The sequence below is a fragment of the Klebsiella sp. PL-2018 genome, from assembly GCF_019048985.1.
In the GTDB taxonomy this organism is placed as follows: Bacteria; Pseudomonadota; Gammaproteobacteria; order Enterobacterales; family Enterobacteriaceae; genus Klebsiella; species Klebsiella michiganensis.
The window spans coordinates 4,761,138-4,787,897 of sequence record NZ_CP077673.1; the positions used below are offsets into that span (position 1 = coordinate 4,761,138).

Genomic DNA, 26,760 nt, shown 5'->3' on the forward strand with positions numbered 1-26,760 from the left:
TGTCCGGGCTACAAGTTCGTGCGGTTTGTAGCCCGGACAGGCGCGACGCGCCGCCTCCGGGAGATTATTTACGCCGTCCCCAAATCCACAGGGAAGTAATCGCCAGGGCGAACACCACGCCAAAGCCAATCCCTACGCCGACGACAGGAATACCGATGCTCACCGCCAGCGAATAGAGGCCCAGCATCAGCAGCATCGCCACGTTTTCGCCGAGGTTCTGCACCGCGATAGCGTTGCCCGCGCCGACCGTATGTTTCCCTCGCTCCTGCAGCAGGGCGTTAAGCGGCACGATAAAGAAGCCGCCGAACGCGCCGAGCAGCAGCAGCAGGGCAAACGCCGGCAGCAGCGCCTGCTGGATGGCGAAAAAGATGACCGCCACGCCAATCAATATCCCGGCGGGCATGCAGCGCGACACCGTTTCCAGCGTCACCAGCTTCGCCGCCGCGCCGGCTCCCAGCACAATCCCCACCGCCACCATCGCGTTAAGGTAGGTCGGCATGGCGTTGCTGGTAATGCCCAGCGCCGCCGGCACCCACAGCACCAGCAGGAAGCGCAGCGTCACGCCCGCCCCCCAGAACAGGCTGGTGCCGACTAACGAAAAGCGGGTCTCACCGTTGCGCCATAGCGTCGTACAGGCGCTAAAGAAGCTGTGGGTCACCGGCCTGAAACGCCATGATTGCCCGGGACGCGCCGCCGGCAGCTTCGGGATCCACAGGTTGGCGACCACCGCGCCGGCGTACACCACCGCGCAGACGCCGAGCGCCGCCATGATATGCCAGTCCGCCAGGATACCGCCCGCCATCGAGCCGAGCAGGATCGCCGCAATGGTCGAGGACTCCATCAGGCCGTTCGCTTTCACTAACTTATCGCCGGTGGTCAGCTCGCCGAGAATGCCGTATTTAGCCGGAGAATAGGCGGCAGCGCCGATGCCCACCAGCGTATAGCCAATAAACGGATTCACGCCAAAGCAGATACAGCCTGCGCCAACCAGCTTCAGGCCGTTCGCCACCATCATCACCCGCCCTTTGGCAAAGCTATCGGCAAACTGTCCGACAAACGGCGCGAAGAGAATGTAAGCGCCCACAAACAACATCTGTAATACCGGTTGGCTCCACTCCGGGTAGAACAGCTGCTTCATCAGCGCCAGGGTGGCGAACAACAGCGCGTTATCGCCAAACGCCGAAAGAAACTGGGCGCAGATAACCGCCATCATCCCTTTCGAATACAGCGACGTGTTAGTGTGTACTGACTCACTCATTCGAATCTTCCGCCTGTTCAACCATGCCTTTAAGGGTGACAAAGTCCGGCTTGCCGCTGCCCAGTACCGGGAGCTGCTTCAGCCAGCGAATGTCGCGCGGTACCGCCAGCTCCGGTACGCCGTGTTCACGGGCATAGCGCAGCAGTTTTTCACGATTCAGTTCATTATCGGTGGTAAACAGCACCAGCGCCTCGCCTTTGCTGGCATCCTGTTTAATCGCCGTGGCGTGCATTTTGTCCGGCGAAACCGCCAGCGCCACCTGCTCGACCATCTCCAGCGACACCATCTCACCGGCGATTTTGGCAAAGCGCTTCGCGCGGCCCTGAATCCGCACATAGCCCTGTTCGTCAAAGCTGACGATATCCCCGGTGTCATACCAGCCGGCCTCGACTACGCCGTGCTGATTTTCCGCCGCGGGCGCTTCCAGCACGCCGGGATTCTCCACCCGCAGATAGCCGTTCATGATGTTCGGCCCTTTAAGCTGTAAACGGCCCCCCTCTTCAATACCGGGCATGGCCAGCAGACGCGCGTCCATCCCCGGCAGAATGCGGCCAACGGTGCCCACTTTCGCCGCCATCGGCACATTGATCGATACCACCGGCGCGCATTCAGTGACGCCGTAGCCTTCAAGAATGCGCAGGCCAAACTTGTCCTGCCAGATCTGCTTTGTGCTCTCCTGCAGCTTCTCCGCCCCGGCGACAACGTAACGCAGGCGATAAAAATCATACGGATTCGCAAAGCGGGCATAGTTGCCAAGGAAGGTGGAGGTGCCGAACAGCACGGTACAGTTGCGGTCATATACCAGCTCCGGCACCACGCGGTAGTGCAGCGGGCTGGGATAGAGGAAGACCTCCGCGCCGGTAAACAGCGGCGTCAGCAGGCCGACCGTCAGGCCAAAGGAGTGAAACAGCGGCAGCGCCGACATAAAGCGGTCGTTGGCGGTAAAGTCGGCAATGGTTTTAATCTGCTCGACGTTGGCCAGCAGGCTTTTATGGCTATGCACGACCCCTTTCGGATTACCTTCCGAGCCGGAGGTAAACAGAATCATCGCCGCGTCTTCCGGCTGCTGCGTAACCTGAGCCAGCTTCGGCATCAGCAGATGGCCAAAAATCCACAGCTTATCGGCGGCGGTAACCTCGCCTTTTAAATCTTCGAGAAATACCCAGCGTACCTGCGTCAACTGCTCCGGCAGGTGCCAGAGCTTGCCTTTATCGAGGAAGGTGCGGGAGGTAAAGATGGTTTTGATTTCCGCCGCGGTAATGGCGCTGCTCAGGCCTTTGACCCCGGCGGTATAGTTCATCATCGCCGGGATTCGTCCGCGGGCGATCGCGCCAAAAATCACCGCCGCGCTTATTCCGGCGTTCGGCAGCATCAGGCCGATTTTTTCGCCCTGGGCGCTGTATTTTTCCAGAATGCGCGCCACGAAGAGGGTTTTGGTCAACAGCTTACGGTAGGTGTCCGGCTGAAAATTGATATCTTCCACGCAGTGTTTGCGCGCGCCGAAGCGGTCCTGGGCCGCCAGCAGCGACTCATACAGCGTTTCGCGCGGGCGCACCGCCATCCGCGCCTCCATCATGATCTGATGCAGCATTTCACCGGCAATTTTACGCCGGTCGCGGGCGCGCGGCGCATCGGGCATCGGCAGATGCGTCGGCGGCAGCAGATGCAACTGAATGCGCGGGAACAGGCGGCGCTTGACCAGCCCCTTCAGGCGGCTAAAGGGGGTTAATTCAGCGCCTTCGATTCTCAGCGGCACGATGGTCGCCTGCGACTTCGCCGCCACAAAGGCGGCGCCGTCGTAAATTTTCATCAGCGAACCGCTCACCGAGATCCGCCCTTCCGGGAAAATCACCACCGGGCGCCCCTGCTCAATCAGGCGGACCAGATGTTTTATCGACATCGGTTTGGTCGGGTCCAGCGGCACAAAATCAATAATCGGCTTTAGCGCGCGCATAAACCAGCGATCGCTGATTGAGGAATAGACCGCAAACACCGGGCGCACCGGCAGGAAAAGCGCCAGCAGTACGCCGTCAATAAAGGAGACATGGTTTGGCGTAATCAGCACCTTTTGCTGCTGCAGCGCCTGGGGGTCACCGGTTAACTTGACCCGGTACAATCCTTTGAAAAGTAGTCTGAAAAATCCCAAAAGCATAACAACTCCGTTTGACCGGTTAATCAGTCAAAGCAGGTTACATGAGAAGGGACGGGAAATGCACCAGGAGGAGCGGAATTCAGGACAAAAAAAACCTGCGCATCCGCGCAGGTCGGTGCAAGATAATCAGTACGAAAAGCGTACTTAAAAAACTCACCAATCAATACCTCTGGGATCCTGATTGTCTCGTTTTTCCCGCCGCCGGCGCCAGCCATAAAACGCAAGGGAATGAGCCTAAGTGCAACCAGTTATTACTTTTTTCGCGAACTGTAACAACGGCTAGCGGCGGGCAAAAAAAAACCTGCGCATCTGCGCAGGCTGGTGTAATTAAGTGGTCAACCTGAAGTTGACTCCACCTATCAATACCTCTGGGATAGCCAGAGTATCAATGCAATGAATGGGTAAACCAGCGAACATTCGCAACAGCCAATCGCAAAGTGTAAGCAAAGGTGTGAATTGTCCGTTCCCGGAATCATTCTCCGCACCCCTGTGGGTAACTATTTCACCCGCAACGCTAATCTGCGTCACAATTGCATTAACCCAAAAGTACCAACCCTTGAATCTGCCGCGCTTTCCCGTAACATAAATGCCATGTAAACGCTTACCCTAAAAAAGGCCTGGTATGGCGACTATTAAGGATGTAGCCCGGCTCGCAGGAGTCTCCGTCGCTACCGTCTCCCGCGTTATTAACAATTCACCGAAAGCCAGCGAAGCCTCGCGCCAGTCGGTAGGCGCCGCGATGGAAACGCTAAATTATCACCCCAACGCCAACGCCCGCGCGCTGGCGCAGCAGTCAACGGAAACCGTCGGCCTGGTGGTGGGCGATGTCTCCGACCCCTTCTTCGGCGCGATGGTGAAAGCCGTCGAGCAGGTCGCCTACAATACCGGCAATTTTTTGCTGATCGGTAACGGCTATCACAACCTCCATAAAGAGCGCCAGGCGATTGAACAGCTGATTCGCCACCGCTGCGCGGCGCTGGTGGTCCACGCCAAAATGATCCCCGATGACGAACTGGCCTCGCTGATGCAGCAAATCCCCGGCATGGTGCTGATTAACCGCATCCTGCCCGGTTTCGAGCAGCGTTGCGTGGCGCTGGATGACCGCTACGGCGCATGGCTCGCGACCCGCCACCTGATTCAGCAGGGGCACACCCGCATCGGCTATCTCTGCTCTAATCACGCTATTTCCGATGCTGAAGACCGGCTGCAGGGCTACTGGGCAGCGTTAAAAGAGAGCGATCTGCCGTGCAACGATCGCCTGGTGACCTTTGCCGAGCCCGATGAGAGCGGCGGAGAACAGGCGATAACCGAGCTGCTGGGCCGCGGCAGGAACTTCAGCGCCGTCGCCTGCTATAACGACTCGATGGCCGCCGGCGCGATGGGCGTATTAAACGATAACGGGATTGATGTGCCGCGTGAGATTTCGCTGATTGGCTTTGATGACGTGCTGATTTCGCGCTACGTGCGCCCGCGTCTGACCACCGTACGCTATCCGATTGTCACCATGGCGACGCAGGCCGCGGAGCTGGCGTTAGCGCTGGCGGAGCATCGCCCGCCGCCGGAGATTACCCACCTTTTCAGCCCCACGCTGGTCCGCCGTCACTCGGTGATTGCGCCCCTCGACAGCGATAAATCGTAGCGGTATAAACTGACGGCGCTGGCCGGATAATCCAGGCCTTCGCCGATATACTGCCAGCCAAAACGCTCATAAAAATCGCGGCAGGCGGAGTAGAGAAATAGCTCGGTATAGCCCTGCGCTCTGGCATATCCGATGACGTGCTGCTGTAGTTTTCCCGCCAGCCCCTGCCCGCGCGCCTCAGGCGCCACGTAGAGCGCCGCCATCCACGGATAGAGATCCTGACGGCTGATTAAATCGCAGCGCCACAGGCCGACGGTGCCCAGCAGCCTCTCGCCCTCCACGGCCACAAAGGTAATGGGCAGCGCTCCCGGCGTCTGGCTATGTTCGACAATGCTGGCGAAGAACGCCCGCGGCAGCGCGTCAGCGCCAAACGCTCGCCAGAGCCACTCCGTTACGCATGAAGCGTGCTGCGGCGCAGCGTAGAGGGGGTGAATAATCATACCAGCTTTCCCTGAAAAATCGGTACCGATTCAAAGAGATAGCCGTCAAAGTCCGGCGCGTCTTCATCGGAGAGCTCCAGCAGGCTGTTTTTGACATTTTCAAGATGCTGCCACATTGCCTGCCAGGCCCCCATCACATCGCGTCGGCGCAGGGCGGCGAGCAGCGTTTGCCGGTCCCCGAGCCACTTCAGCCGGTACGCCCTGCTGGCGATATGCACGTTGAACTGCTGCCACAGCGGGCTGCTGTCCATCTGCAGCCAGATGCGCTCAACCGTCGCCAACAGCATCTGATTTTGCGTCGCGCCGGCCAGCACCAGGTGAAACAGCCGGGCGTTATCCTGGCTGGTATCGTTGGCGGCAATCGCCCGCTGTTCCTGCTCGATAATCCGCTTCAGGTTATCGATATCGGCGCGGGTGGCCATTTTGGCGGCAAAAGCGGCGATATTGCTCTCCAGCAGCTGGCGGGCCTGCAGGATTTCGAACGGCCCGACGTCGCTGCTCAACATCTGTTCTTCCTCGCTATCGTCCTCGTGCGGGATGCGCATCACGTACACCCCGGAGCCCTGGCGAATGTCGACCGTCCCCTGCAGCTCCAGCATCAGCAGCGCTTCGCGGACGATGGTCCGGCTCACGCCGTAGGTCTCGGCGATATTGCGTTCCGGCGGCAGGCGCGACCCGATGGGATAGCGCCCCTGCGCAATCTGTGCGCGTAAATCATCACCTATTTCCTGGTAGGGTTTCTTTTCCGGCGGAATGATAGCCTTCTCCACAATATCACCTGTGCGTTATGAGCCTGCGAGTCAATATCGGCCGCTATCTTAGCAAAATTTCAGCCCGGCTAGCGCCACTCATCGTCAATATCCAGCGTCAATTCCCGGCTCTCGCCTAGCTTACGGAACCAGCTGGCGGACGCCTTGGGCCGCCGCGCACGATTATTTTGCAGATCGATTTCAATCAGCCCGTAGCGATTTTTAAACGCGTTCATCGGCGAAACGTTGTCGGTAAACGCCCACAGCATGTAGCCGTGGCAGTTGGCCCCCGCTTCCCGCGCGCGCAGCGTTTGCCACAGATGCTCGCTGATAAAACGGATCCGGTAGTCGTCGGCGATGGTGCCTTCGCCATTGCGAAACTGCCCTTCGTTTTCCACGCCCATGCCGCTTTCCGCCACGAACCACGGAATATTGCGGTAGTCCTGCTTGATCCGCATCGCCATATCAAAAACGATTTGCGGATAAATTTCCCAGCCGCGGGAGTGGTTCATCCGCCGCCCCGGTAGCTCAAAGGGCTCATAGTAGTAAGCCGGATGGAACGGCGTCTGCGGATGCCAGGCGCGCGATGGAGCCTTAACCCGATGCGGGTAGTAGAGGTTAATCCCCAGCTCATCAACGGTGTTGTCGCGGATTATCGCCAGCTCCTCCGAGTTATAATCCCAGGAGACCCCGTGCTGTTCGAGCAGAGCCAGTAGCTCAGGCGGGTAGAGGCCGTGGACCAGCGGATCGAGGAAAACCCGGTTATAAAACAGATCGTAGCGTTCGGCGGCGCGTACATCGTGCGACGCTTTTGAGCGCGGGTAGGTGACCTCCGGGTTAAGAATGCAGCCTACCGTGCCGCGATAGCCTTTCTCGCGAAACAGCCGGACCACTTTTGCCGTCGCCAGCACCTTGTGGTGATTCCACTGCATCCAGGTGCCGGTGTTCTGCTCGTAAGGCCAGCGCAGCGCATCCAGATAAACGCGGGTCTGCACCACGATCGGTTCATTGAAGGTAAACCAGCGCGTGACTTTGTGGTGATAGCGGGCGAACACTTTCTCCGCGTACTGCACAAACAGCTCAACCACCTTTTTTGACGCCCAGCCGCCGTACTGCTCCAGCAGATAGCCGGGGAGTTCATAGTGCTCAAGACAGATCATCGGCTCGATGCCGTTGGCCAGCAGTTCATCGAACAACTGGTCGTAGTACGCCGCATAGTCTTCATCGACCGTGACGTTTTCATAATCGGTGAGAAAGCGCGACCAGTTAATCGACGTGCGGTAGTGGGTCAGCCCCGCCAGCTTCATCAACTGCACGTCTTCGCGGAAGCGGTTGATAAAATCGGTCGCCACCGCCGGGCCGTAGCCGTTATGCCAGACGCGGCGGTCGTTCTTGTACCAGAGATCCGGCCAGGAATCCTGGCCCGCTTTCTTACCGCTCCAGCCCTCGGTTTGCCACGCCGAAGCGGCGGCGCCGAGGATAAAGTCGTGGGGGATCGCCATCTTTACTGTCGTCATTGTGTCCTCATATCTGTTGGCTGGCCTGCTCGTTCTCCGCCTGGCGCTGAGCGTTTTCCGCGCGGCGGGAGGCTATTTTGACGAACGGCAGATAGATCAGCACCGCGGTCAGGATGCAGATAAGCTGCGTCACCACCGCCCCCATCGAACCCGCCGTAGAGAGCCAGGCGTTGATCAGCGGCGGGGTGGTCCACGGCACCATCACCACCGCTTTACCGGCAAAGCCGGCGGCGGTCGCGAAGTAGCCGATGCTGCCGGTCACCAGCGGCGTGATGATAAAAGGGATCGCGAGGATCGGATTGAGCATGATCGGCATGCCGAAAATCACCGGTTCGTTAATATTGAACAGACCCGGCCCAATCGACAGCTTGGCGATCTCTTTCATCTCTTTGCGTTTGGTGGCGATCATGACCGCGATCAGCAGGCCAATCGTCAGCCCCGATCCGCCGATGCTCATATAAACGTCCCAGAACGGCATGGTGATGATATTAGGCACCTCTTTGCCCTGCTCAAAGGCGCTCATATTGACGGTGATGGCTCCCAGCAGCAGCGGTTCGCGGATCGGTTTGATCAACTGGTTGCCGTGGATACCGATAACCCAGAACAGCTGCGCGACAAACATCAGCAGCAGGATCCCCGGCAGGCTTTGCACCACCCGCTCCAGCGGCTGCTGCACCACCTGATAGACCGCGTCATACAGGTACATGCCGGTGGCCTGATGGAAAATAAAGCCAAAGGTGGCAATCACCGTGGTGGTGATAATGGCCGGGATCAGGGCGGAGAACGACGCCGATACGTTGGGCGGTACGGTATCCGGCATCTTGATCTTCAGCCCCTTGCGGCCCTCCAGCCAGCAGTAGATCTCCACCGACAGAATGGCGATAAACATACCGAGGAACAGGCTACGGGTATCGGAAAACTGGCGCAGCAGCACATCTTTCACTTCATGCATTTGCCCGTCGACCATCATTTCGACGGTGGTCGGCGTCACGCAGATAAAGCAGATCACCGCCAGCAGACCGGGGAACAGGCTCTTGATGCCGTTAATCCGCCCCAGCTCGATGCCGATAAGAAAGACCGCGCCAATATTGAGAAAGTTAAGGGTGGCGTAGTTGATCGCGCTGGTAATGGGTTTCAGCGCCGCCAGAAAAGAGAGCGCCTGAAAGCTGGCGAGTCCGTTTTTCGGATCCAGCACCATATTGGAGATCAGCACCGAAAAGGCGCCGACGATGATCACCGGCATCAGGGTAATACAAGCGGATTTTATCGCCATGATGTAGCGGTAGCTGTTGAATTTCGTGGCGAAACTCCCCAGTGAGTCGATCAGTTTGTCCTGCAATGCCATAGAGGATACCTCAGGTTTAAGGGCTTTTAGCGCACCAGGTGTACAGCCAAACACCTATTGGCATACCAAAAAATAGCCACTGGGGAGAATAAGTTCTGTGATTAAGCTCCCAACCCGTTCATTGGTATTCCAGAAAGGCGATAATTGGCATACCGCATTTGCGGTTTTCTTTTCCCTGCGATCAATTCCTGTAAAAGCGTGATCGCGATGGTTTTTTACCGCGCCATGAAGCCATATCCCCCTGAATGTCTGTGATAAACTGCGGTTCACCACGTGATATCAGGAATCGGATGAATGGCTACAATGCTGGATGTCTCAATTCGCGCAGGCGTCTCTAAAGCGACGGTTTCCCGCGTGTTGAACGGCACAGGTCAGGTGAAAGAGAGCACCCGCCAACAGGTTTTTAAGGCGATGGAAGAGCTGGGCTATCGGCCTAACTTTCTCGCCCGCTCGCTGGCGAACCGCACAAGCAACAGCATCGGTCTGGTGGTTTCCACCTTTGACGGCTTCTATTTTGGCCGCCTGCTGCAGCAGGCTTCTCGCCAGACGGAAGCCTGGGGCAAACAGCTGATCGTCACCGACGGCCACGATGCGCCGGAGCGTGAAGAAGAGGCAGTGCAGATGCTGGCCGATCGCCAGTGCGATGCCATCGTGCTCTACACGCGCCATATGAGCGAAAAGAAGATTATGTCGCTTATTGAGTCTATCGCCATGCCGCTGGTGGTGATCAACCGCGACGTTAGCCAGGCCCGGGAGCGCTGCGTGTTCTTCGAACAGCAGGACGCGGCGTTTCAGGCGGTTGAGTACCTCATTGCCCAGGGCCATCGCGATATTGCCTGTTTGACCGTGCCGATGCACACGCCGACGGGTAAAGCTCGCCTGGAAGGCTATCGCAACGCGCTGAAGAAGCACGGCATCAAGTGGGATCCGGCGAAGGTGAAATACGGCGACTCCACCATGAGCCGCGGCTATGAACTCTGCTGCGAGCTGCTGGAAGAGAAAACGCCGTTTAGCGCGCTGTTTTCCTGTAACGATGATATGGCGCTGGGCGCGTCGAAAGCGCTGCATCAGGCAGGGCTGCGGATCCCGCAGGATATTTCGCTATTTGGTTTTGATGACGCGCCGAGCGCGAAATGGCTGGAGCCGGGGCTATCGACGGTCTATCTGCCGATCGATAACATGATCACCACCGCTATCGATCAGGCCATCAAGCTGGCCAACGGCCAGCCGATCGAGACCATACCGCCGTTTACCGGCAAGCTGGTGCTGCGCGAGTCGGTCACCACCGGGCCGTATTACGCATAATTAGCGGGCCCGATAAGCGAAGCGCCATCGGGCACCACCTTACAGCTGCTCGAGCGACAACAGCTCTTCAATGGTCTGGCGACGACGGATCAGCCGCGCTTTGCCGTTGTCGAACAGCACTTCCGGCAGCAGCGGACGGCTGTTGTAGTTAGAAGACATCGACGCGCCGTAAGCGCCGGTATCGTGCAGCACCAGATAATCCCCCGGCGCCACCGCAGGCAGCAGGCGGGTTTCCACTTTCCCCCCCTCCTGCTGGGTAAATACATCGCCCGATTCGCACAGCGGCCCGGCCACTACGGTTTCAACCTCCGCCGCGGCGCGCAGATCGCGGCCGTCCGCGGCGAGAGCGGTAATATGGTGATAGCTGCCGTACATCGCCGGGCGCATCAAATCATTAAAACCGGCGTCAATCAGCACGAAGTGGCGGCTGCCCATCTCCTTCACGCTGCGAACCTGAGAAACCAGCACGCCGGACTCCGCCACCAGGAAGCGACCCGGTTCGATCTCAAGCGCGACCGGATGGCCCAGATGTTTAGCGATCTGCTCGCGCGCCGCGTTCCACAGGCCGAAGTAGTGATCGGTATCGATCGCCTCTTCATCTTCGTGATACGGGATCGACAGTCCGCCGCCGGCGGAGATCGCCTGCAGATCCTGCCCGAATTCAACAACCTGACGCACCATCGCGCCGCAGACCTGTTCCAGGTGACCATAGTCGACCCCAGAACCGATATGCATGTGAATCCCCACCAGCTGGAGCTGATAGCGACGCATCACTTCCAGCGCCGCCGTTAAATGGCTGTGCCAGATCCCGTGCTTGCTGTTCTCGCCGCCGGTATTGGTTTTTTGGCTGTGGCCGTGGCCGAAGCCCGGGTTAACGCGCAGCCAGACGCGGTGGCCCGGAGAGACTTCGCCCAGCTGGCTCAGCATATCAATTGAGCCGGCGTTGACTGGGATCTGCAGCTCTTTAACCCGCGCCAGGGTTGCATCGTCGATCAGATCGGCGGTAAAGACGATATCTTCCGGATGCTGATGCGGATCGTACCCGGCCGCCAGCGCGCGCTCGATCTCGCCCAGCGACACCGAATCCACCTTCACGCCCTGCTCGCGCATCAGGCGCAGAATGTGGATATTGGAGCAGGCCTTCTGCGCAAAACGCACCACGTCGAACTGGCTCAATTGGGCAATCTGGCGGCGGATAATCTGCGCGTCGTAAACCCAAACCGGGCAGCCGAATTCGGCGGGCAGACGCAGCAGGTTTTCTGCGCTCAGGTCGGTATCGGTAGCGTAAAGCGAGTGTGGCATAAGGAACTCCGGTGCTGTGTGTGCGTTATTTCTGTTTTTTACGATTACGCCACAGCGCGTACGCAATAAAAAATATCGTTTTATTGCCACTCTATGCAAAAATGATATGGCTTGCGCCACTTAAGGAACCCCCATGCCCGCCGTCAACCTGCGTCATATTGAAATCTTTCATGCGGTGATGACCACCGGCAATCTGACCGAGGCCGCACGCATGCTGCATACCTCGCAGCCCACCGTCAGCCGCGAGCTGGCGCGCTTTGAAAAGGTGCTGGGGTTGACGCTGTTCTCCCGCACGCGCGGGCGCCTGCAGCCTACGGTTCAGGGATTACGTCTGTTTGAAGAGGTGCAGCGATCCTGGTACGGTCTGGACAGAATCGTCAGCGCCGCAGAAAGCCTGCGCGAGTTCCGCCAGGGCGAGCTGTCGATAGCCTGTCTGCCGGTCTTCTCCCAATCGCTATTGCCGCTGCTGCTGGCGCCGTTTTTAGCGCGCTACCCGGACGTCAGCCTGCAAATTGTCCCCCAGGAATCACCGCTGCTGGAGGAGTGGTTGTCGGCCCAGCGCCACGATCTGGGATTGACGGAAACCCTGCATACCCCCGCCGGAACCGAGCGTACGCCGCTGCTGACCCTGAATGAAGTGTGCGTACTGCCGCAGGGCCATCCGTTAGCGGCTAAGCCGATGCTGACGCCTGCGGATTTTCACGGCGAAAACTACATTAGCCTGTCGCGCACCGATAGCTATCGCCAGCTGCTCGATGCCCTGTTTGTCGAACATCAGGTCAAACGGCGGATGGTGGTGGAGACGCACAGCGCCGCCTCCATCTGCGCGATGGTAAGAGCCGGGGTCGGCATTTCGGTGGTTAACCCGCTCACCGCCCTCGATTATGCCGGGAACGGCGTGGTGGTACGCCGCTTTAGCGTTGAAGTGCCTTTTACCGTTAGCCTGGTGCGCCCGCTTCACCGCCCCGGCTCCGCGCTGGTCGATGCCTTCGCCCTGCATTTGCAAAACAGCATGTCGCGTATCCTGACGCCGCTCGAAGCGGTACTCACGACAGCATAAACTCCACCGCGTCCGCCGCGTGAATCGCGGCCGTATCAAACACCGGCAGCGGGCTGCTCTCTTCCGGCACCAGCAGGCCGATTTCGGTACAGCCGAAAATCACCCCTTCCGCCCCCTGCTCCGCCAGGAGCTCGATGACCTGAAGATAGTAGTCGCGTGAATGCTCGCTAAAGACGCCGAGGCACAGTTCATCAAAAATGATCTGGTTAATCCGCTCACGATCTTCAGCCTCCGGGATCAGCGTGTCGATAGCGAACTGCTGCTGCAGGCGCCCGCGATAAAAATCCTGCTCCATGGTATAGCGGGTCCCTAATAGCGCAACGCGGTTCTGCCCTTTCGCGGTAATCGCCCGTCCGGTCGCGTCGGCAATATGCAAAAACGGCACATCGCAGCGCGTTTCAATCGCCTGCGCGACTTTATGCATAGTGTTGGTACACAGGACAATCCCCTCTGCGCCCGCCTGCTGCAGGCCGGCCGCCGCCTGGGCGAGGATCTCGCCCGCGCGCTGCCAGTCGCCGCTTGACTGGCAGGCTTCAATTTCGTGGAAATCCACGCTGTGCAGCAGCAGGCTGGCGGAGTGCAGGCCGCCGAGGCGCGCTTTAATACCTTCGTTAATCAGCCGGTAGTAAGGAATCGTCGATTCCCAGCTCATGCCGCCTAACAGACCAATCGTTTTCATCATCCCTCCTTGTGTGAGGTTTTCAGTAAAACAAAGTTGTGATCGACTTTCCACTTCTCCCGACGATCGTTTCCTTTTAGAAGATTATGCGATAGATTAAATGAAACATTGTTTCATTTAATTACAGGACCAGCGGATGTTTATTTTTCATAAAGAGACCACCCTTGAAGATCTGGGCAATGGCGTCACCCGCCGCATCCTTGCGCACGATGGCAAGATGATGGCGGTTGAAGTGAACTTCGAAGCGGGCGCTATCGGGCCGATGCATAATCACCCGCACGAGCAGCTCACCTATGTGCTCTCCGGCGAGTTTGAGTTCACCATCGGTGATGAAAAGCACGTGGTCAGCGCCGGCGATACGCTCTATAAGAAGCCGGAAATTATGCACGGCTGCGTCTGCCTGAAGCCGGGCACGCTTCTTGATACCTTTACTCCCGTTCGTCAGGATTTTCTGCAAAAGTAATTTCTCCTGCCCCAGGGCATGCCAGGCGTGCCCACCATTTTCTGAACTTTTCCGCTAATAATAATTGTCATAAAGTATGTCGTAGCATAATGATTAGCAGAGCAATTAATCCCGCCTGAATAGCCTCACTGCGCCTGCCGCTCATCCTTTTCTATGACCTGGCCTCCTGCAAAATGCGCGCGCCAGCACCTTTTTGAAACATCGTTTCGACTTTGATCACATTTCCGCGATCAACCGAATGACTCCGTAATAAATAGCAATAAAATAAAATTAAAACGGCGTTTTACAAAATCAGGACGCCGGGTAAGACAAAATCAAAAAACAGATGTTCTCCAGGGACGACAAGCGCGCAAAAGCGCTCAACACACGCACCGTTAACAAGGAATGATTTACCGCTGACATACCAGGAACGCATTAACTTTCCGGCGGCACGGGCCGCGGGAAAGGCAGTAACCCCGAATCCGTATTACAAACTCGTAAGCCAGGTAGGTATGTATGAATGAAAACAGAATGCTGGGATTGGCATGGATATCCCCCTATATCATAGGGTTGATAGTCTTTACCGCCTTTCCCTTTGTTTCATCTTTCTTCCTCAGTTTCACTGAGTACGATTTGATGAGTCCACCGGTGTTTAACGGCATCGAAAACTATCGCTACATGCTGACCGAAGATGGCCTCTTCTGGAAATCAATGGGCGTGACGTTTGCGTATGTCTTTTTAACCATCCCGTTAAAGCTGGCTTTCGCGCTGGGGATCGCTTTTGTCCTCAACTTTAAGCTGCGCGGCATCGGTTTTTTCCGTACCGCCTACTATATCCCGTCCATTCTCGGTAGCTCGGTGGCGATCGCCGTTCTGTGGCGCGCGCTGTTTGCTATCGACGGCCTGCTGAACAGCTTTATCGGCGTACTTGGCTTCGACCCGGTCAACTGGCTCGGCGAGCCTTCGCTGGCCCTGATGTCCGTCACCCTGCTGCGCGTCTGGCAGTTCGGTTCGGCGATGGTCATCTTCCTTGCGGCGCTGCAGAACGTTCCGCAATCACAATATGAAGCGGCGATGATCGATGGCGCGTCAAAATGGCAGATGTTTATGAAGGTCACGGTGCCGCTAATCACGCCGGTGATTTTCTTCAACTTCATCATGCAGACCACTCAGGCGTTCCAGGAGTTTACCGGCCCGTACGTCATCACCGGCGGCGGCCCAACCTACTCCACCTATCTGTTCTCGCTCTATATCTACGACACCGCCTTTAAGTACTTCGATATGGGCTACGGCGCGGCGCTGGCGTGGGTACTGTTCCTGGTGGTCGCGGTCTTTGCCGCCATTGCGTTTAAGTCTTCAAAATATTGGGTGTTCTACTCCGCCGATAAGGGAGGCAAAAATGGCTGATATCCAACAAATCTCTGAAGCAAGGGACATCGCCGAACGTGAAGTCGCGCGGACGCTGCGTCGTGAAAAAGTCAGCCGCTCAATTCGCTACGTGATCCTGCTGTTCGTCGGCCTGCTGATGCTCTACCCGCTGGTATGGATGTTCTCGGCGTCGTTCAAACCGAACCACGAGATCTTCACCACCCTGAGCCTGTGGCCTGCCCATGCGACATGGGATGGCTTTATCAACGGCTGGAAAACCGGCACCGAGTACAACTTCGGCCACTACATGCTGAACACCTTCAAGTATGTGATCCCTAAAGTGCTGCTGACCATTATCTCCTCCACCATCGTGGCCTACGGCTTTGCCCGCTTCGAGATCCCGTGGAAGAAATTCTGGTTCGCCACGCTGATCACCACCATGCTCCTGCCGAGCACCGTACTGCTGATCCCGCAGTACCTGATGTTCCGTGAAATGGGCATGCTGAACAGCTATCTGCCGCTGTACCTGCCGCTGGCCTTCGCCACTCAGGGGTTCTTCGTTTTCATGCTGATTCAGTTCCTGCGCGGCGTTCCGCGCGACATGGAAGAAGCGGCGCAGATTGACGGCTGCAACTCCATTCAGGTGCTGTGGTACGTGGTGGTGCCGATTCTGAAACCGGCGATTATCTCGGTGGCGCTGTTCCAGTTCATGTGGTCCATGAACGACTTTATCGGTCCGCTGATTTACGTCTACAGCGTGGATAAATACCCCATCGCGCTGGCGCTGAAAATGTCCATCGACGTCACGGAAGGCGCTCCGTGGAACGAAATTCTGGCAATGGCGAGCATCTCCATTCTGCCGTCCATCATCGTGTTCTTCCTGGCACAACGCTACTTCGTACAGGGCGTTACCAGCAGCGGAATTAAAGGTTAAGAGGGAAATATCATGGCTGAAGTTATTTTCAACAAACTGGAAAAAGTCTACTCCAACGGCTTCAAAGCGGTACATGGTATCGATCTGAAAATCGCGGACGGCGAGTTTATGGTTATCGTTGGGCCGTCCGGCTGCGCCAAATCCACTACCCTGCGCATGCTGGCCGGCCTGGAAACCATCAGCGGCGGCGAAGTGCGGATTGGCGAAAAAATCGTGAATAACCTCGCGCCAAAAGCGCGCGGTATCGCGATGGTCTTCCAGAACTACGCGCTCTATCCGCATATGACGGTGCGCGAAAACCTTGCCTTCGGCCTGAAGCTAAGCAAGCTGCCGAAAGATCAGATTGAGGCCCAGGTAAACGAAGCGGCGAAAATCCTTGAGCTGGAAGAGCTGCTGGACCGCCTGCCGCGTCAGCTCTCCGGCGGCCAGGCACAGCGCGTGGCGGTTGGCCGCGCGATTGTGAAGAAACCGGATGTATTCCTGTTCGATGAACCGCTCTCTAACCTTGACGCCAAGCTGCGCGCCTCGATGCGCATCCGTATTTCCGACCTGCATAAGCAGCTGAAGAAATCCGGTAAACCGGCGACCACCGTGTACGTTACCCACGATCAGACCGAGGCGATGACCATGGGCGACCGCATCTGCGTGATGAAGCTGGGCCATATCATGCAGGTGGATACCCCGGACAACCTCTATCACAAGCCGAAAAACATGTTTGTGGCCGGGTTTATCGGCGCGCCGGAGATGAATATTCGTCCCAGCAAGCTGGTTGAGCAAGCGGGTCGCCTGCATCTGACCGTTGGCGACGGGCTGCTGCCGCTAAACGACAGATTGCAGAGTAAGGTCGAGACCCATAAGAACCAGCAGGTGTTCTTTGGCGTCCGCCCGGAGTTCGTCTCCATCTCCGATGAACCGTTTGCTGAAGGCTCCTGCGCCGGTGAAATGGTGCGGGTGGAAAACATGGGCCATGAATTCTTCGTCTACCTGAAGGTTGCCGATTATGAACTGACCGCCCGCGTGCCTTCCGATGAAGCGAAGCCAATGATTGAGAAAGGGCTTCATCGCACGGTGCATTTCAAGTTCGATCTCAACAAGTGTCATATCTTTGACGCCAAAACTGAACAGAACATCTCTCTGTGAACCCTGGAGTATTAAAATGAAAAAAGTGCTTTTAAGCGCCGCAATCTCCGCAACTTTGGGCCTTACCGCGTTACCTTCCATGGCGAAGGATGTCGACCTGCGTATGTCATGGTGGGGCGGCAACGGCCGCCACCAGGTAACCCTGAAGGCGCTGGAAGAGTTTCATAAACAAAACCCGGATATTAATGTTAAAGCGGAATATACCGGCTGGGACGGCCATCTTTCGCGCCTGACCACGCAAATCGCCGGCGGCACGGAGCCGGACGTGATGCAAACTAACTGGAACTGGCTGCCGATCTTCTCGAAAAACGGCGAAGGCTTCTACGATCTGAATAAGATGAAGGACGTAATCGACCTAAGCCAGTTTGATGCCAAAGAGCTGCAAACCACCACGGTGGACGGCAAGCTTAACGGTATCCCTATTTCCGTCACCGCGCGCGTGTTCTACTTCAACGACGAGACCTGGAAAAAAGCCGGCGTCGAGTACCCGAAAACCTGGGACGAGCTGATGGCGGCGGGTAAAACCTTTGAGAGCAAGCTGGGTAAACAGTATTACCCGGTGGTGCTGGAGCACCAGGACACCCTGGCGCTGCTCAATTCATATATGATTCAGAAGTACAACCAGCCGGCTATCGACGAAAAAACCAAGAAATTCTCCTACAGCAAAGAGCAGTGGGTCGAATTTTTCCAGATGTATAAAAAGCTTATCGACAGCCACGTCATGCCGGACACCAAGTACTATGCCTCGTTCGGTAAGAGCAATATGTATGAAATGAAGCCGTGGATTCAGGGCGAGTGGGCGGGGACCTATATGTGGAACTCCACCATTAACAAATACTCCGACAACCTGAAGCCGCCGGCGAAGCTGGAGCTGGGCAGCTATCCGATGCTGCCGGGCGCTACCGACGCGGGTCTGTTCTTTAAACCTGCGCAGATGCTCTCCATTGGTAAATCCACCAAAAATCCGGAAGCGGCGGCGAAGGTGATCAACTTCCTGCTGAACAGCAAAGAAGGCGTTGAGACGCTGGGACTTGAGCGCGGCGTGCCGCTGAGCAAAGTCGCGGTGCAATACCTGACCGAAAACGGCGCGATCAAAGAGGACGATCCGGCGGTATCAGGTCTGCGCCTGGCGCAGTCCCTACCGGCCAAACTCTCGGTGTCGCCATACTTTGATGACCCGCAGATCGTCGCCCAGTTTGGCACCTCTCTGCAGTACATCGACTACGGGCAGAAAACCGTAGAAGAGACGGCAATTGACTTCCAGCGTCAGTCTGACCGCATCCTGCGCCGCGCGATGCGCTAACAACCCGTTATCGGTCCCTACCCCGCAGCTCCGGCTGCGGGGTATTTTTTTAGCAAGGAGTGAATGAATCATGAAAGGCAAAATCATCCCGCTGAGCTTTCTGCATACGCAGGACAGCGAAACCGGTCACCAGGTGATCCGGATGACGCCACCGCATGTTATCTGCCACCGCAACTACTTCTATCAAAAATGCTTTACCCGGGACGGCAGCAAGCTGATTTTCGGCGGCGCGTTTGAAGGCCACTGGAACTACTATTTACTCGATATCGCCGGCCAGCAGGCCACCCAGCTCACCGACGGGCCGGGCGATAACACCTTTGGCGGTTTCCTTTCCGCCGACGACCGGTCGCTGTGGTACGTGAAAAACAACCAGCAGCTGCGCCGCGTGGATCTGGCCTCGCTGGAGGAGCAGGTGGTGTATCAGGTGGATGACCAATGGGTGGCCTACGGAACCTGGGTCGCCAATAGCGATTGCAGCCAGATGGTGGGTATCGAAATCAAAAAAAGCGACTGGCAACCGCTGACCGACTGGGGCAAGTTCCGCGCATTCTACTTCACCGAGCCGGAGTGCCGGCTGATTAATATCGACCTGCGCAGCGGCGAACAGCGCGTGGTATTGCAGGAAAAACGCTGGCTCGGCCACCCGATTTACCGCCCGTTTGATGACGGCACCATCGCCTTCTGCCACGAAGGCCCGCGCGATGCTATCGATGCCCGAATGTGGCTTATCAACGCTGACGGCAGCCATATGCGCAAGGTTCGCCAGCACCGGTCGGGAGAGAGCTTTACCCACGAATTCTGGGTGCCGGATGGTTCCGCGCTTTACTATGTCGCGCATCAGGAAAACGATCCGCATCGCTATCTGTATCGCGCCGACCCGGCAACGCTGGAAAATCGCCAGCTGATGGCCATTCCTCCCTGCTCACATCTGATGAGCAATCACGATGGCAGCCTGGTGGTCGGCGACGGCGCGCCGCACAGCACCGGCGATATACAGCTTAACGATCCGTTTATCTGGGTGTTTGATATTGCCGCCGATAAGCAGACTGCGGTGTGCCGCCACGACTCCACCTGGAAAGTGATTGAAGGCGAGCGCCAGGCGACGCATCCGCATCCGTCATTTTCACCGGATAACCGCTGGGTGCTGTTTACCTCCGATAAAGAGGGTATGCCGGCGCTGTATCTGGCGGAGGTGTAGTGATTCGGCAACGTCCCGGCTCGCGCGGTGCTTAGCCGGGCTACATGTTCACAGCCGTCTGCGATCCAGTAGCCCGGGTAAGGCGTTTACGCCGCGACCCGGGAAGACCGTCAGAAGAAATATTTAAACCGCACCCGCGCGCCGTAGCGTTCATCGGTATTGCCGCTTTTCGCTGCCGATGAATCAAGCCATGACGCATAGGCTCCGAGATAAATATTAAAGTTCGGCATATCCATAATATTCGGCAGATGCCATGAGGTATGAATGGTGTGAATGTCGTAGCGCCCCGGCGCCAGAATCGCGCAGTCGCTATCGCACTCCGCGTTGACGCCGGACATATTAAACTGGTCGATTTTGTTATGCGCATAGATATAGCCCAGCTCCACGCGATGCCATAACGCATTGATACCGGCGCTGAAATCCTTTTCGTCCGCCGCGTCCAGATACGCGGTGCTTAAGTTCACCACCGCCCCGTCCTCGGCATCGGTTTTCAGCGTGTTCCAGCTCATCGTCATGCCGTAGCCGGTGCGGCTGGACTGATCGACCCAACGTCCATTCTGATTCTCATAACCGTAAGCATTATTAACGAGGTTACTCTCCATCGCCGCCGCCACCGACCAGGCGCCGGATTGCCAGGCCGCGACCGGACGCACGTAAACCACATTTTTACGGTTATCCAGCGCGTTGCCGTGATAATTCTGGTCCACGAACAGCGAGCTGCCGTCCTCCACCAGCGTATTCACCTCAAAATACCAGTTATCGAGATTTTTACTCAGCAGGAAGTTGCCGCCGCTGCTGCTGCGTCCGCGCCCCTCTTTCATCATATAAATATAGCCGTAGCCGTCGCTATACAGATCGTTCGCCGTGTTGCCGGAATATTCAACAAACGTATCCTGATTAAGCGGGAACATATCGTAGGCTTCGAAGCGACCGATTTTAATTTTCCAGTCGTCCTGCTGACCGAAGAAAAAGGCTGCATCATCAAGATTCATTTTACCGTTCATATCCGCCAGCGGCTGCACGCTGAATCCGGCATATTTACCGTTAGCCCCTTTGCGTAATCCATCAAAGCCCAGAAGAATACGGCCGTTAATATCCCAGCGTTCTTTATCTCCCGGCGCCCAGTTTTTATTGGCGCTGGTTTTCACCGACGTCAGGCTACCGGTGCGGCTGGCGCCGTCCATATTAAACTCAACGTCGCCATAGAATTTTAATTCACCATAATCATTAAGTTGTAAAGCGGGTTTAGCCGGTGCGGCGCTGGCCACCGTCGTCGCTTGTGCCTCCTGTTTTTTTAGCTCGCGGATTTCCGCCTCCGCGCTGGCCGCCCGCTGCTCTGTCGCCTTTAGCCGTTGTTCCATTTGCGCCAGCCGCTCCTCAAGGGATAGCGGCGCCTGTGCATTAGCCAGAGGGGTAAATAAAGACGTCAGAACACACCCGACCCAGATTTTATTCATCGGAATAACCCTTTATTATTTAGTTAAATAGTATTTTTTATTTATGGGTAAAGCTCGACAATAATAACCCGTCCACCGTCGAAGACGGGTTATTAACAACTATTCAGTAAAACTTATTCCAGCTGCCAGGCGCCGGCTTCGGTTAAATAAGCCGAACCGCTCCAGGCAAATAAAGCCAATTCGCGACGATCGGCATCCGGATATATACGACTGCTAAGACAGGCCTCGCCATCATTAACAAACACTTCGACGGAAGAGCTATCGAAGAATATCCTTAGCTTCAGATCGGCGCCTTCATTCAACGGGACGCTGCGGGTGCCGCACAGGCCATGCTGCGGATAGTGCCGCTCGAGCACCAGGCGCTGCATCTGCGCATCCACGTAAACGCGCAAACCTTCGCCGAAGCTCAGGCCATACTGCTCGGCGCTGCTGTTCAGGCCATCCCAGTGCAGGATCACCTCCATCGCTTCGCAGTTCTCCACCATCGTGGTCTGCTGGTTTTTCAGGGTCGTCACCGGCCACGGGAAGCTGGCGCCGCGCATGCTCTCGACCTCTTTCGCCGGACGCATCTGCAGTCGATTATCCGCGCTCAGGCTCAGTTCACGCGGCAGCGACAGCATGCCTGCCCAGCCGTCCTGCTGCTCCGGCAGCGGCGACTCCCACATATCCAGCCAGCCGATGACAATGCGGCGGCCGTCGGGAGTGAGGAAGCTTTGCGGGGCATAAAAGTCGTGGCCGTGATCCATTTCCACAAACTCGCCCTCACGCACAAACGCCTGCCCCGGCCGCCATTCACCGAGCAGATAGCCGCTCTGGAACAGGTTGCGGTTTTGATAGCCTTTAGCCGCCAGCCCCTGCGGAGAGAACATCAGAATATGCTTGCCGTTGAGGGCGAAGAAGTCCGGGCATTCCCACATGTAGCCCATCTCTTTTTCCGCCTCATCGAGGACGCCAGCATCCTGCCACTGGCGCAGATCGGCTGAACGATACAGCCGCACCTGGCCGGTGTCGCCATCGCGAGCGCCGACGATCATGTACCAGCTGTCCCCTTCTCGCCACACTTTCGGGTCGCGGAAATGGTGCATGCCCGGCGGAGTGTCGACCACGATCCCCTGGCGCTCGAAGTGAATGCCGTCGCGGCTGGTAGCCAGACATTGCACCTGATAAAGGTTGGCTTCATCGCTGGGATCGCCATGAAATTTATGCCCGGTATAAATCAATGCCAGCGTATCGCCATCCACCACCGCGGAGCCGGAGAAGCAGCCGTCTTTATCCTCCGGGCCTTCCGGGGCCAGCGCCACCGGCAGATGCTCCCAGTGCACCAGATCTTTACTGCGCGCGTGGCCCCAGTGCATCGGCCCCCATTTGGTGGAGTACGGATGGTGCTGGTAAAACGCGTGGTACCAGCCGTCAAACCAGACCAGGCCATTGGGATCGTTGATCCAGCCCGCACGGGCGGCCAGGTGATAGCGCGGATACCAGCGCAGGTTCAGCTGTTCATGTTTAGCCTGCAGTTCTTGCTCAGCCCGGGAAATTGAATACGTCATATTCATTACTCTTTTGATTCAGATAGCGGAAGTTTGCGGCATTAGCGGGTCCGAAGAGGACTTACTGGAGCGCAACAAGAAGATGGAGATAAAGGTGGTGCAGAACACCAGCAGTCCCATAATCAGATAGGACTGGGCGAAGCCGTATTTCTCATAGCTATAGCCAGCGAGCGGCGACAGAACCGTCGCGATAACCGAGCTGGTGCAGGCAAAGCCGACCAGATACAGCGTGGATGAAAGACGCTTGTCGAAGTTTAAGCTGTTGTATTTAAAGATAGATACCAGCAGTACCGGCAGCTCGACGGCGTGGAGCAGCTTGGTGATGGAGATCAGCAGCGGCCCCTCCACCAGCCCAGAAGCCACCATACGCATGGCCATCACCATTCCGGCGAAGATCAGGCCGTTTTTCGCGCCGACGCGGTTAACCAGCCACGGTGCGCAGAACATACCGGCGGCTTCCAGGAACACCTGGAACGAGTTCAGGTAGCCGTACATCGCGTTGCCTTCCTGCAGGGTCGGGAACTGGGAAGAGAAGTAGACCGGGAACTGCTGGTCATAAACGCCGTAGATGCAGGTGCCGATGACGAAGAAGACCAGCGCCCAAAAGCGCGGCAGGGTCAGCAGACGCAGGGCGTCTTCCAGCGTGACTTTACCGCCGGATACCGCCTCCTGCATGGCATGCGGCGCGGAAGAGACCCGCAGTCGCGCCAGTAGGAAAAAAAAGACCAGTCCGGAGCAGCTGGCCACCGCGAAGTTTAAGTGCGGGTTAATGTTGAACAACAAACCGGCGAAGAAGGTCGCCACCGCCCAGCCCAGCGAGCCCCACATCCGCGCCTTGCCGAATTCAAACTGGCTCTGGCGCGCGACGCGCTCGGTGTAGGATTCCAGCACGCCGATACCGCCGTTAAAGGTCAGTCCGATATAAATCCCGCCGAAGATGCTGCCGAGTAAGACGTTAATTTTGAGGAGGTAGCCAAACGCCATATAGGCCGGGCCGGAGAGGATCAGCAGTACGGTGATGTACCAGAGCAAATTTTTACGCAGGCCGAGTTTGTCCTGAATAAAGCCGTAGCACACCTGGGCGAAAAGCGCGGAGACGGAAAGCACTGAGAAGATAATTCCCGTATCCCCCGGCTTAAGTCCCACTTCCTGATGTAGCCAGATAGAGAGCAGCGAACCTGAAGAGGACCAGGTCACGAAAAAGAAAAAGAGTAACGCACTGAGTAACGGATAGCTGTGAGAGTGATGCGCTTTCATCATGACATTCTCATGTTGGAGTAATGCTATTATGGTAACGTTAACAAAAAGCGAAACTCACTTCGTTTTGTTGCGATTCATGATGTTAATCACAAAAGTTAACGTTAACATAAAGGAGATGAGATCTCGATCAAATATTCATCTTCTTCGCTCGCGCTACGTGTACGATAGAATATTGTATGATCCTTTTACATCAGTAACTTAGTTGACCCCGCTGCTGGCGGCAAGGGTGGAGCACTTAATATGGCATCTCTGAAGGATGTAGCAAAGCTGGCGAATGTCTCGCTAATGACGGTCTCCCGGGCGCTTAATAGCCCGGAAAGGCTCAAGCCGGAGACCCTGGCTCGGGTCCAGGCGGCTATCGAAGAGACCAACTACGTCCCCGACCTGTCGGCGAAGAAAATCCGCGGCGCTCACGCGACGCCAAACACCATCGGTGTACTGGCGCTGGATACCGTCACCACGCCGTTTTCGGTGGAGATTACGCTCTCCATCGAAGAGACCGCGCGAGCGCACGGCTGGAACAGCTTCGTGGTCAACATGTTCTCTGACGATAGCCCGGACGCTATCGTCGACCTGCTGCTCTCCCATCGTCCGGACGGCATTATCTACACCACGATGGGTCTGCGTCAGGTACCGCTACCGGCCAAGCTGTTAACCCTCCCCTGCGTGCTGGCCAACTGCGAAAGCCTGCACGACCCGGTGGCCAGCTATATCCCGGACGACGAACAGGGTCAGTATACGGCGGTGCAGGCTCTGCTGGCCGCCGGTTATCGCCGGCCGCTGTGCCTGCATCTGCCGGCGAATCATCTGGCGACCGTCCGCCGCCGTCAGGGGCTGGAACGCGCCTGCCGGGAAGCGGGTGTTGACCCGGATACGCTCGCTCACTGCTATATGGCCTACGGCGATGAGCACTATCGCGATATTCCCGCTGTCGTGCTGGCCCATATTCAACAACGCAAGCCGCAGTTCGACTCGGTGATTTGCGGCAACGACCGCATCGCGTTTATGGTCTATCAGACGCTGCTGGCGCGCGGGCTCCGTATTCCGCAGGATGTGGCGGTGGTGGGTTATGACAATATGGTGGGGATTGGCGATCTGTTTTTCCCGTCGCTCTCAACGGTGCAGCTACCGCACTATGATATCGGGCGCCTGAGCGCCCAGCACATTATTAACGGCGACAGCCATCGGGAGACGGTGAAAGTAACCAGCCCGTGGCTGCCGCGCGAGTCGTTGTAATTAATTGCCGATATTGCGCAGCTTCTCGCCGGACATCAGCCTGCGTTCAATATGCTCCAGGGTGACGTTTTTGGTTTCCGGGATCAGCCAGAACGTCACGCCGATAAAGGCGACGTTCAGCGCGGTGTAAAGCCAGAAGGTTCCTGCCGCGCCGATCGCGTCCAGCAGCGTCAGGAAGCTCGCGCCGATAATCATGTTCGACACCCAGTTGGTGGTGGTTGAGCAGGTGATGCCGAAATCGCGGCACTTCAGCGGCTGAATTTCCGAACACAGGATCCACACCACCGGCGCGGCGCTCATCGCATAGCCGGCAATACACATCATGGTCATCCCCACCGACAGCCAGGAGAGACCGCTGGAGGCGGTGCCGTTATCAAACTGCATCAGACAGTAGCCCAGCACCAGCGTGCCGATGGCCATCACGCTAAAACCGATTTTCAGCGCCGGCTTACGTCCGGCCTTATCGACGGTAAAGACGGCGATAAAGGTAGCGAACATAAAGGTCAGGCCAACCACCAGGGTCGCGACCATCTGCTGTTCGGTGGTGGTGAAGCCCGCCATTTTAAAGATGCGCGGCGCGTAGTACATGATGATATTCATACCGGTAAACTGCTGCATCGCCTGCAACAGCATGCCGAGGAATACCGCCCGCCGCACGTTGCGGTTGACCTTAAACAGCGCCCAGCCGCCCTGCTTCAGCTTCAGGCTTTCGCGGATCTCGTTGAGCTCGTCACGGGCTTTTTCTGACGTGTCGCGCAGCATCCGCAGCACCTCTTCCGCTTCCACGTGACGCCCTTTTTCCGCCAGCCAGCGCGGGCTGTTCGGCAGGAAGATCACCAGAATAATCAGCACCACCGCCGGCAGCGCCAGTACGCCAAGCATCGCCCGCCAGTTGCCGCTATAGCTGAACGCGGTGTCGGAGAGAAACGCCATCACGATACCCAGCGTCACCATCAGCTGATACATGCTGATCATCTTGCCGCGCACGTTTTCGCTCGCCATTTCCGACAGGTACAGCGGCGCGGTATAAGAGGCGATCCCCACGGCGACCCCGAGAACGATCCTTGCCACCAGCAGCATTTCGACGCTGGTCGCAAACGCGGAGCCCACGGAGCCAGCAACGAACAGCACCGCCCCCACCATCAGGCTGTATTTGCGCCCGAGGCGGAAAGAGAGCCAGCCGTTAAATAACGCGCCGATGGCGGCTCCCAGCATCATGCTGCTCACCACCCACTCCTGCAGGCGGCTGGATAAAACAAAATGGTCGGTAATAAAGGGCAGCGCCCCGGCAATCACCCCGATATCGAGGCCAAACAGCAACCCTGCCACCGCGGCGGCAATGGAGACAAACTGATTCATGCGCCGGGTATCGCGCTGCGTACGCGGCATGGTTGTAGAGTCGTGACTGAGAGTGGTCATTTTTTTCCTG

22 protein-coding genes are annotated in these 26,760 nt (G+C 57.1%); 10 read left to right on the plus strand and 12 right to left on the minus strand.

Annotated elements, in window-relative coordinates; genetic code table 11:
• Positions 1-64: 64 nt before the first annotated feature.
• Together lplT and aas are read right to left on the minus strand one after the other, a co-directional pair.
• Complete coding sequence (gene lplT, locus MKleb_RS22330; protein ID WP_217076195.1) at positions 65-1,258, minus strand: lysophospholipid transporter LplT; 1,194 nt, start codon at positions 1,256-1,258, stop codon at positions 65-67.
• Positions 1,251-3,410: a bifunctional acyl-ACP--phospholipid O-acyltransferase/long-chain-fatty-acid--ACP ligase gene (aas, locus tag MKleb_RS22335; protein WP_025107411.1), complete on the minus strand. Its 2,160-nt coding sequence runs from the start codon at positions 3,408-3,410 to the stop codon at positions 1,251-1,253. The genes lplT and aas overlap by 8 nt, the downstream gene beginning before the upstream one ends.
• A 622-nt stretch (positions 3,411-4,032) precedes the next feature.
• Here aas and galR point away from each other — a divergent pair.
• Positions 4,033-5,049, plus strand: coding sequence for an HTH-type transcriptional regulator GalR (gene galR, locus MKleb_RS22340; RefSeq protein WP_014839434.1), 1,017 nt, complete (start codon positions 4,033-4,035; stop codon positions 5,047-5,049).
• Here galR and MKleb_RS22345 read toward each other — a convergent pair.
• From MKleb_RS22345 to MKleb_RS22360, 4 genes are all read right to left on the minus strand, one after another.
• Positions 5,010-5,489 carry a GNAT family N-acetyltransferase gene (locus MKleb_RS22345; protein WP_014226666.1) on the minus strand — a complete coding sequence of 160 codons (480 nt, stop codon included), beginning with the start codon at positions 5,487-5,489 and terminating at the stop codon, positions 5,010-5,012. The genes galR and MKleb_RS22345 overlap by 40 nt on opposite strands.
• A complete protein-coding gene (locus tag MKleb_RS22350) occupies positions 5,486-6,259 on the minus strand; it encodes a GntR family transcriptional regulator (RefSeq protein WP_004105268.1) in 774 nt (257 codons plus the stop codon). The genes MKleb_RS22345 and MKleb_RS22350 overlap by 4 nt, the downstream gene beginning before the upstream one ends.
• Before the next feature lie 68 nt (positions 6,260-6,327).
• On the minus strand, positions 6,328-7,755 hold the full coding sequence (locus MKleb_RS22355) for a glycoside hydrolase family 1 protein (RefSeq protein ID WP_025107410.1): 1,428 nt from the start codon (positions 7,753-7,755) through the stop codon (positions 6,328-6,330).
• A gap of 7 nt (positions 7,756-7,762) precedes the next feature.
• On the minus strand, positions 7,763-9,100 hold the full coding sequence (locus tag MKleb_RS22360) for a PTS sugar transporter subunit IIC (RefSeq protein ID WP_217076196.1): 1,338 nt from the start codon (positions 9,098-9,100) through the stop codon (positions 7,763-7,765).
• 303 nt (positions 9,101-9,403) lie between these two features.
• On the opposite strand from MKleb_RS22360, the gene MKleb_RS22365 reads away from it, so the two are divergent.
• Positions 9,404-10,405: a LacI family DNA-binding transcriptional regulator gene (locus MKleb_RS22365; protein WP_162140818.1), complete on the plus strand. Its 1,002-nt coding sequence runs from the start codon at positions 9,404-9,406 to the stop codon at positions 10,403-10,405.
• Between the two features lie 39 nt (positions 10,406-10,444).
• Here MKleb_RS22365 and lysA read toward each other — a convergent pair whose 3' ends face one another.
• Positions 10,445-11,707 carry a diaminopimelate decarboxylase gene (gene lysA / locus MKleb_RS22370; RefSeq protein ID WP_025107409.1) on the minus strand — a complete coding sequence of 421 codons (1,263 nt, stop codon included), beginning with the start codon at positions 11,705-11,707 and terminating at the stop codon, positions 10,445-10,447.
• A gap of 133 nt (positions 11,708-11,840) precedes the next feature.
• On the opposite strand from lysA, the gene MKleb_RS22375 reads away from it, so the two are divergent.
• On the plus strand, positions 11,841-12,767 hold the full coding sequence (locus MKleb_RS22375) for a LysR family transcriptional regulator (RefSeq protein WP_025107408.1): 927 nt from the start codon (positions 11,841-11,843) through the stop codon (positions 12,765-12,767).
• Here MKleb_RS22375 and MKleb_RS22380 read toward each other — a convergent pair.
• On the minus strand, positions 12,754-13,446 hold the full coding sequence (locus tag MKleb_RS22380) for an aspartate/glutamate racemase (protein ID WP_025107407.1): 693 nt from the start codon (positions 13,444-13,446) through the stop codon (positions 12,754-12,756). The two genes, MKleb_RS22375 and MKleb_RS22380, sit on opposite strands and share 14 nt — an antisense overlap.
• Before the next feature lie 136 nt (positions 13,447-13,582).
• Here MKleb_RS22380 and MKleb_RS22385 point away from each other — a divergent pair, with 136 nt between their 5' ends.
• The 6 genes from MKleb_RS22385 (at position 13,583) to MKleb_RS22410 (ending at position 19,831) form a co-directional block, all read left to right on the plus strand.
• Positions 13,583-13,909, plus strand: coding sequence for a cupin domain-containing protein (locus tag MKleb_RS22385; RefSeq protein ID WP_004853896.1), 327 nt, complete (start codon positions 13,583-13,585; stop codon positions 13,907-13,909).
• A 495-nt stretch (positions 13,910-14,404) separates the two neighbouring features.
• Positions 14,405-15,295, plus strand: coding sequence for a carbohydrate ABC transporter permease (locus MKleb_RS22390; RefSeq protein WP_014226679.1), 891 nt, complete (start codon positions 14,405-14,407; stop codon positions 15,293-15,295).
• Positions 15,288-16,190 carry a carbohydrate ABC transporter permease gene (locus MKleb_RS22395; RefSeq protein WP_014226680.1) on the plus strand — a complete coding sequence of 301 codons (903 nt, stop codon included), beginning with the start codon at positions 15,288-15,290 and terminating at the stop codon, positions 16,188-16,190. Before MKleb_RS22390 ends, MKleb_RS22395 begins: the two co-directional genes overlap by 8 nt.
• Positions 16,191-16,202: 12 nt before the next feature.
• The gene (locus MKleb_RS22400) at positions 16,203-17,330 is read left to right on the plus strand and encodes an ABC transporter ATP-binding protein (protein ID WP_014226681.1); all 1,128 of its coding nucleotides are present in this window, start codon (positions 16,203-16,205) and stop codon (positions 17,328-17,330) included.
• Between the two features lie 16 nt (positions 17,331-17,346).
• On the plus strand, positions 17,347-18,633 hold the full coding sequence (locus MKleb_RS22405) for an ABC transporter substrate-binding protein (RefSeq protein WP_004105307.1): 1,287 nt from the start codon (positions 17,347-17,349) through the stop codon (positions 18,631-18,633).
• A gap of 67 nt (positions 18,634-18,700) precedes the next feature.
• Positions 18,701-19,831, plus strand: a complete 1,131-nt coding sequence (locus tag MKleb_RS22410; RefSeq protein WP_025107406.1) for an oligogalacturonate lyase family protein — start codon at positions 18,701-18,703, stop codon at positions 19,829-19,831.
• Between the two features lie 110 nt (positions 19,832-19,941).
• Here the strand turns inward: MKleb_RS22410 and MKleb_RS22415 are convergent, their stop codons facing one another.
• The 3 genes from MKleb_RS22415 to MKleb_RS22425 form a co-directional block, all read right to left on the minus strand.
• Positions 19,942-21,288: a carbohydrate porin gene (locus tag MKleb_RS22415; RefSeq protein ID WP_025107405.1), complete on the minus strand. Its 1,347-nt coding sequence runs from the start codon at positions 21,286-21,288 to the stop codon at positions 19,942-19,944.
• Positions 21,289-21,401: 113 nt separating this feature from the next.
• Complete coding sequence (locus MKleb_RS22420) at positions 21,402-22,835, minus strand: glycoside hydrolase family 32 protein (RefSeq protein ID WP_025107404.1); 1,434 nt, start codon at positions 22,833-22,835, stop codon at positions 21,402-21,404.
• 18 nt (positions 22,836-22,853) lie between these two features.
• Complete coding sequence (locus tag MKleb_RS22425) at positions 22,854-24,095, minus strand: MFS transporter (RefSeq protein ID WP_014226685.1); 1,242 nt, start codon at positions 24,093-24,095, stop codon at positions 22,854-22,856.
• Between the two features lie 240 nt (positions 24,096-24,335).
• Between MKleb_RS22425 and MKleb_RS22430 the strand changes: the two genes are divergently transcribed.
• Positions 24,336-25,331 carry a LacI family DNA-binding transcriptional regulator gene (locus MKleb_RS22430; RefSeq protein ID WP_025107403.1) on the plus strand — a complete coding sequence of 332 codons (996 nt, stop codon included), beginning with the start codon at positions 24,336-24,338 and terminating at the stop codon, positions 25,329-25,331.
• Here MKleb_RS22430 and MKleb_RS22435 read toward each other — a convergent pair whose 3' ends face one another.
• Positions 25,332-26,750: an arabinose-proton symporter AraE gene (locus tag MKleb_RS22435; RefSeq protein ID WP_025107402.1), complete on the minus strand. Its 1,419-nt coding sequence runs from the start codon at positions 26,748-26,750 to the stop codon at positions 25,332-25,334. It abuts the gene before it with no gap.
• Between the last annotated feature and the right edge of the window lie 10 nt (positions 26,751-26,760).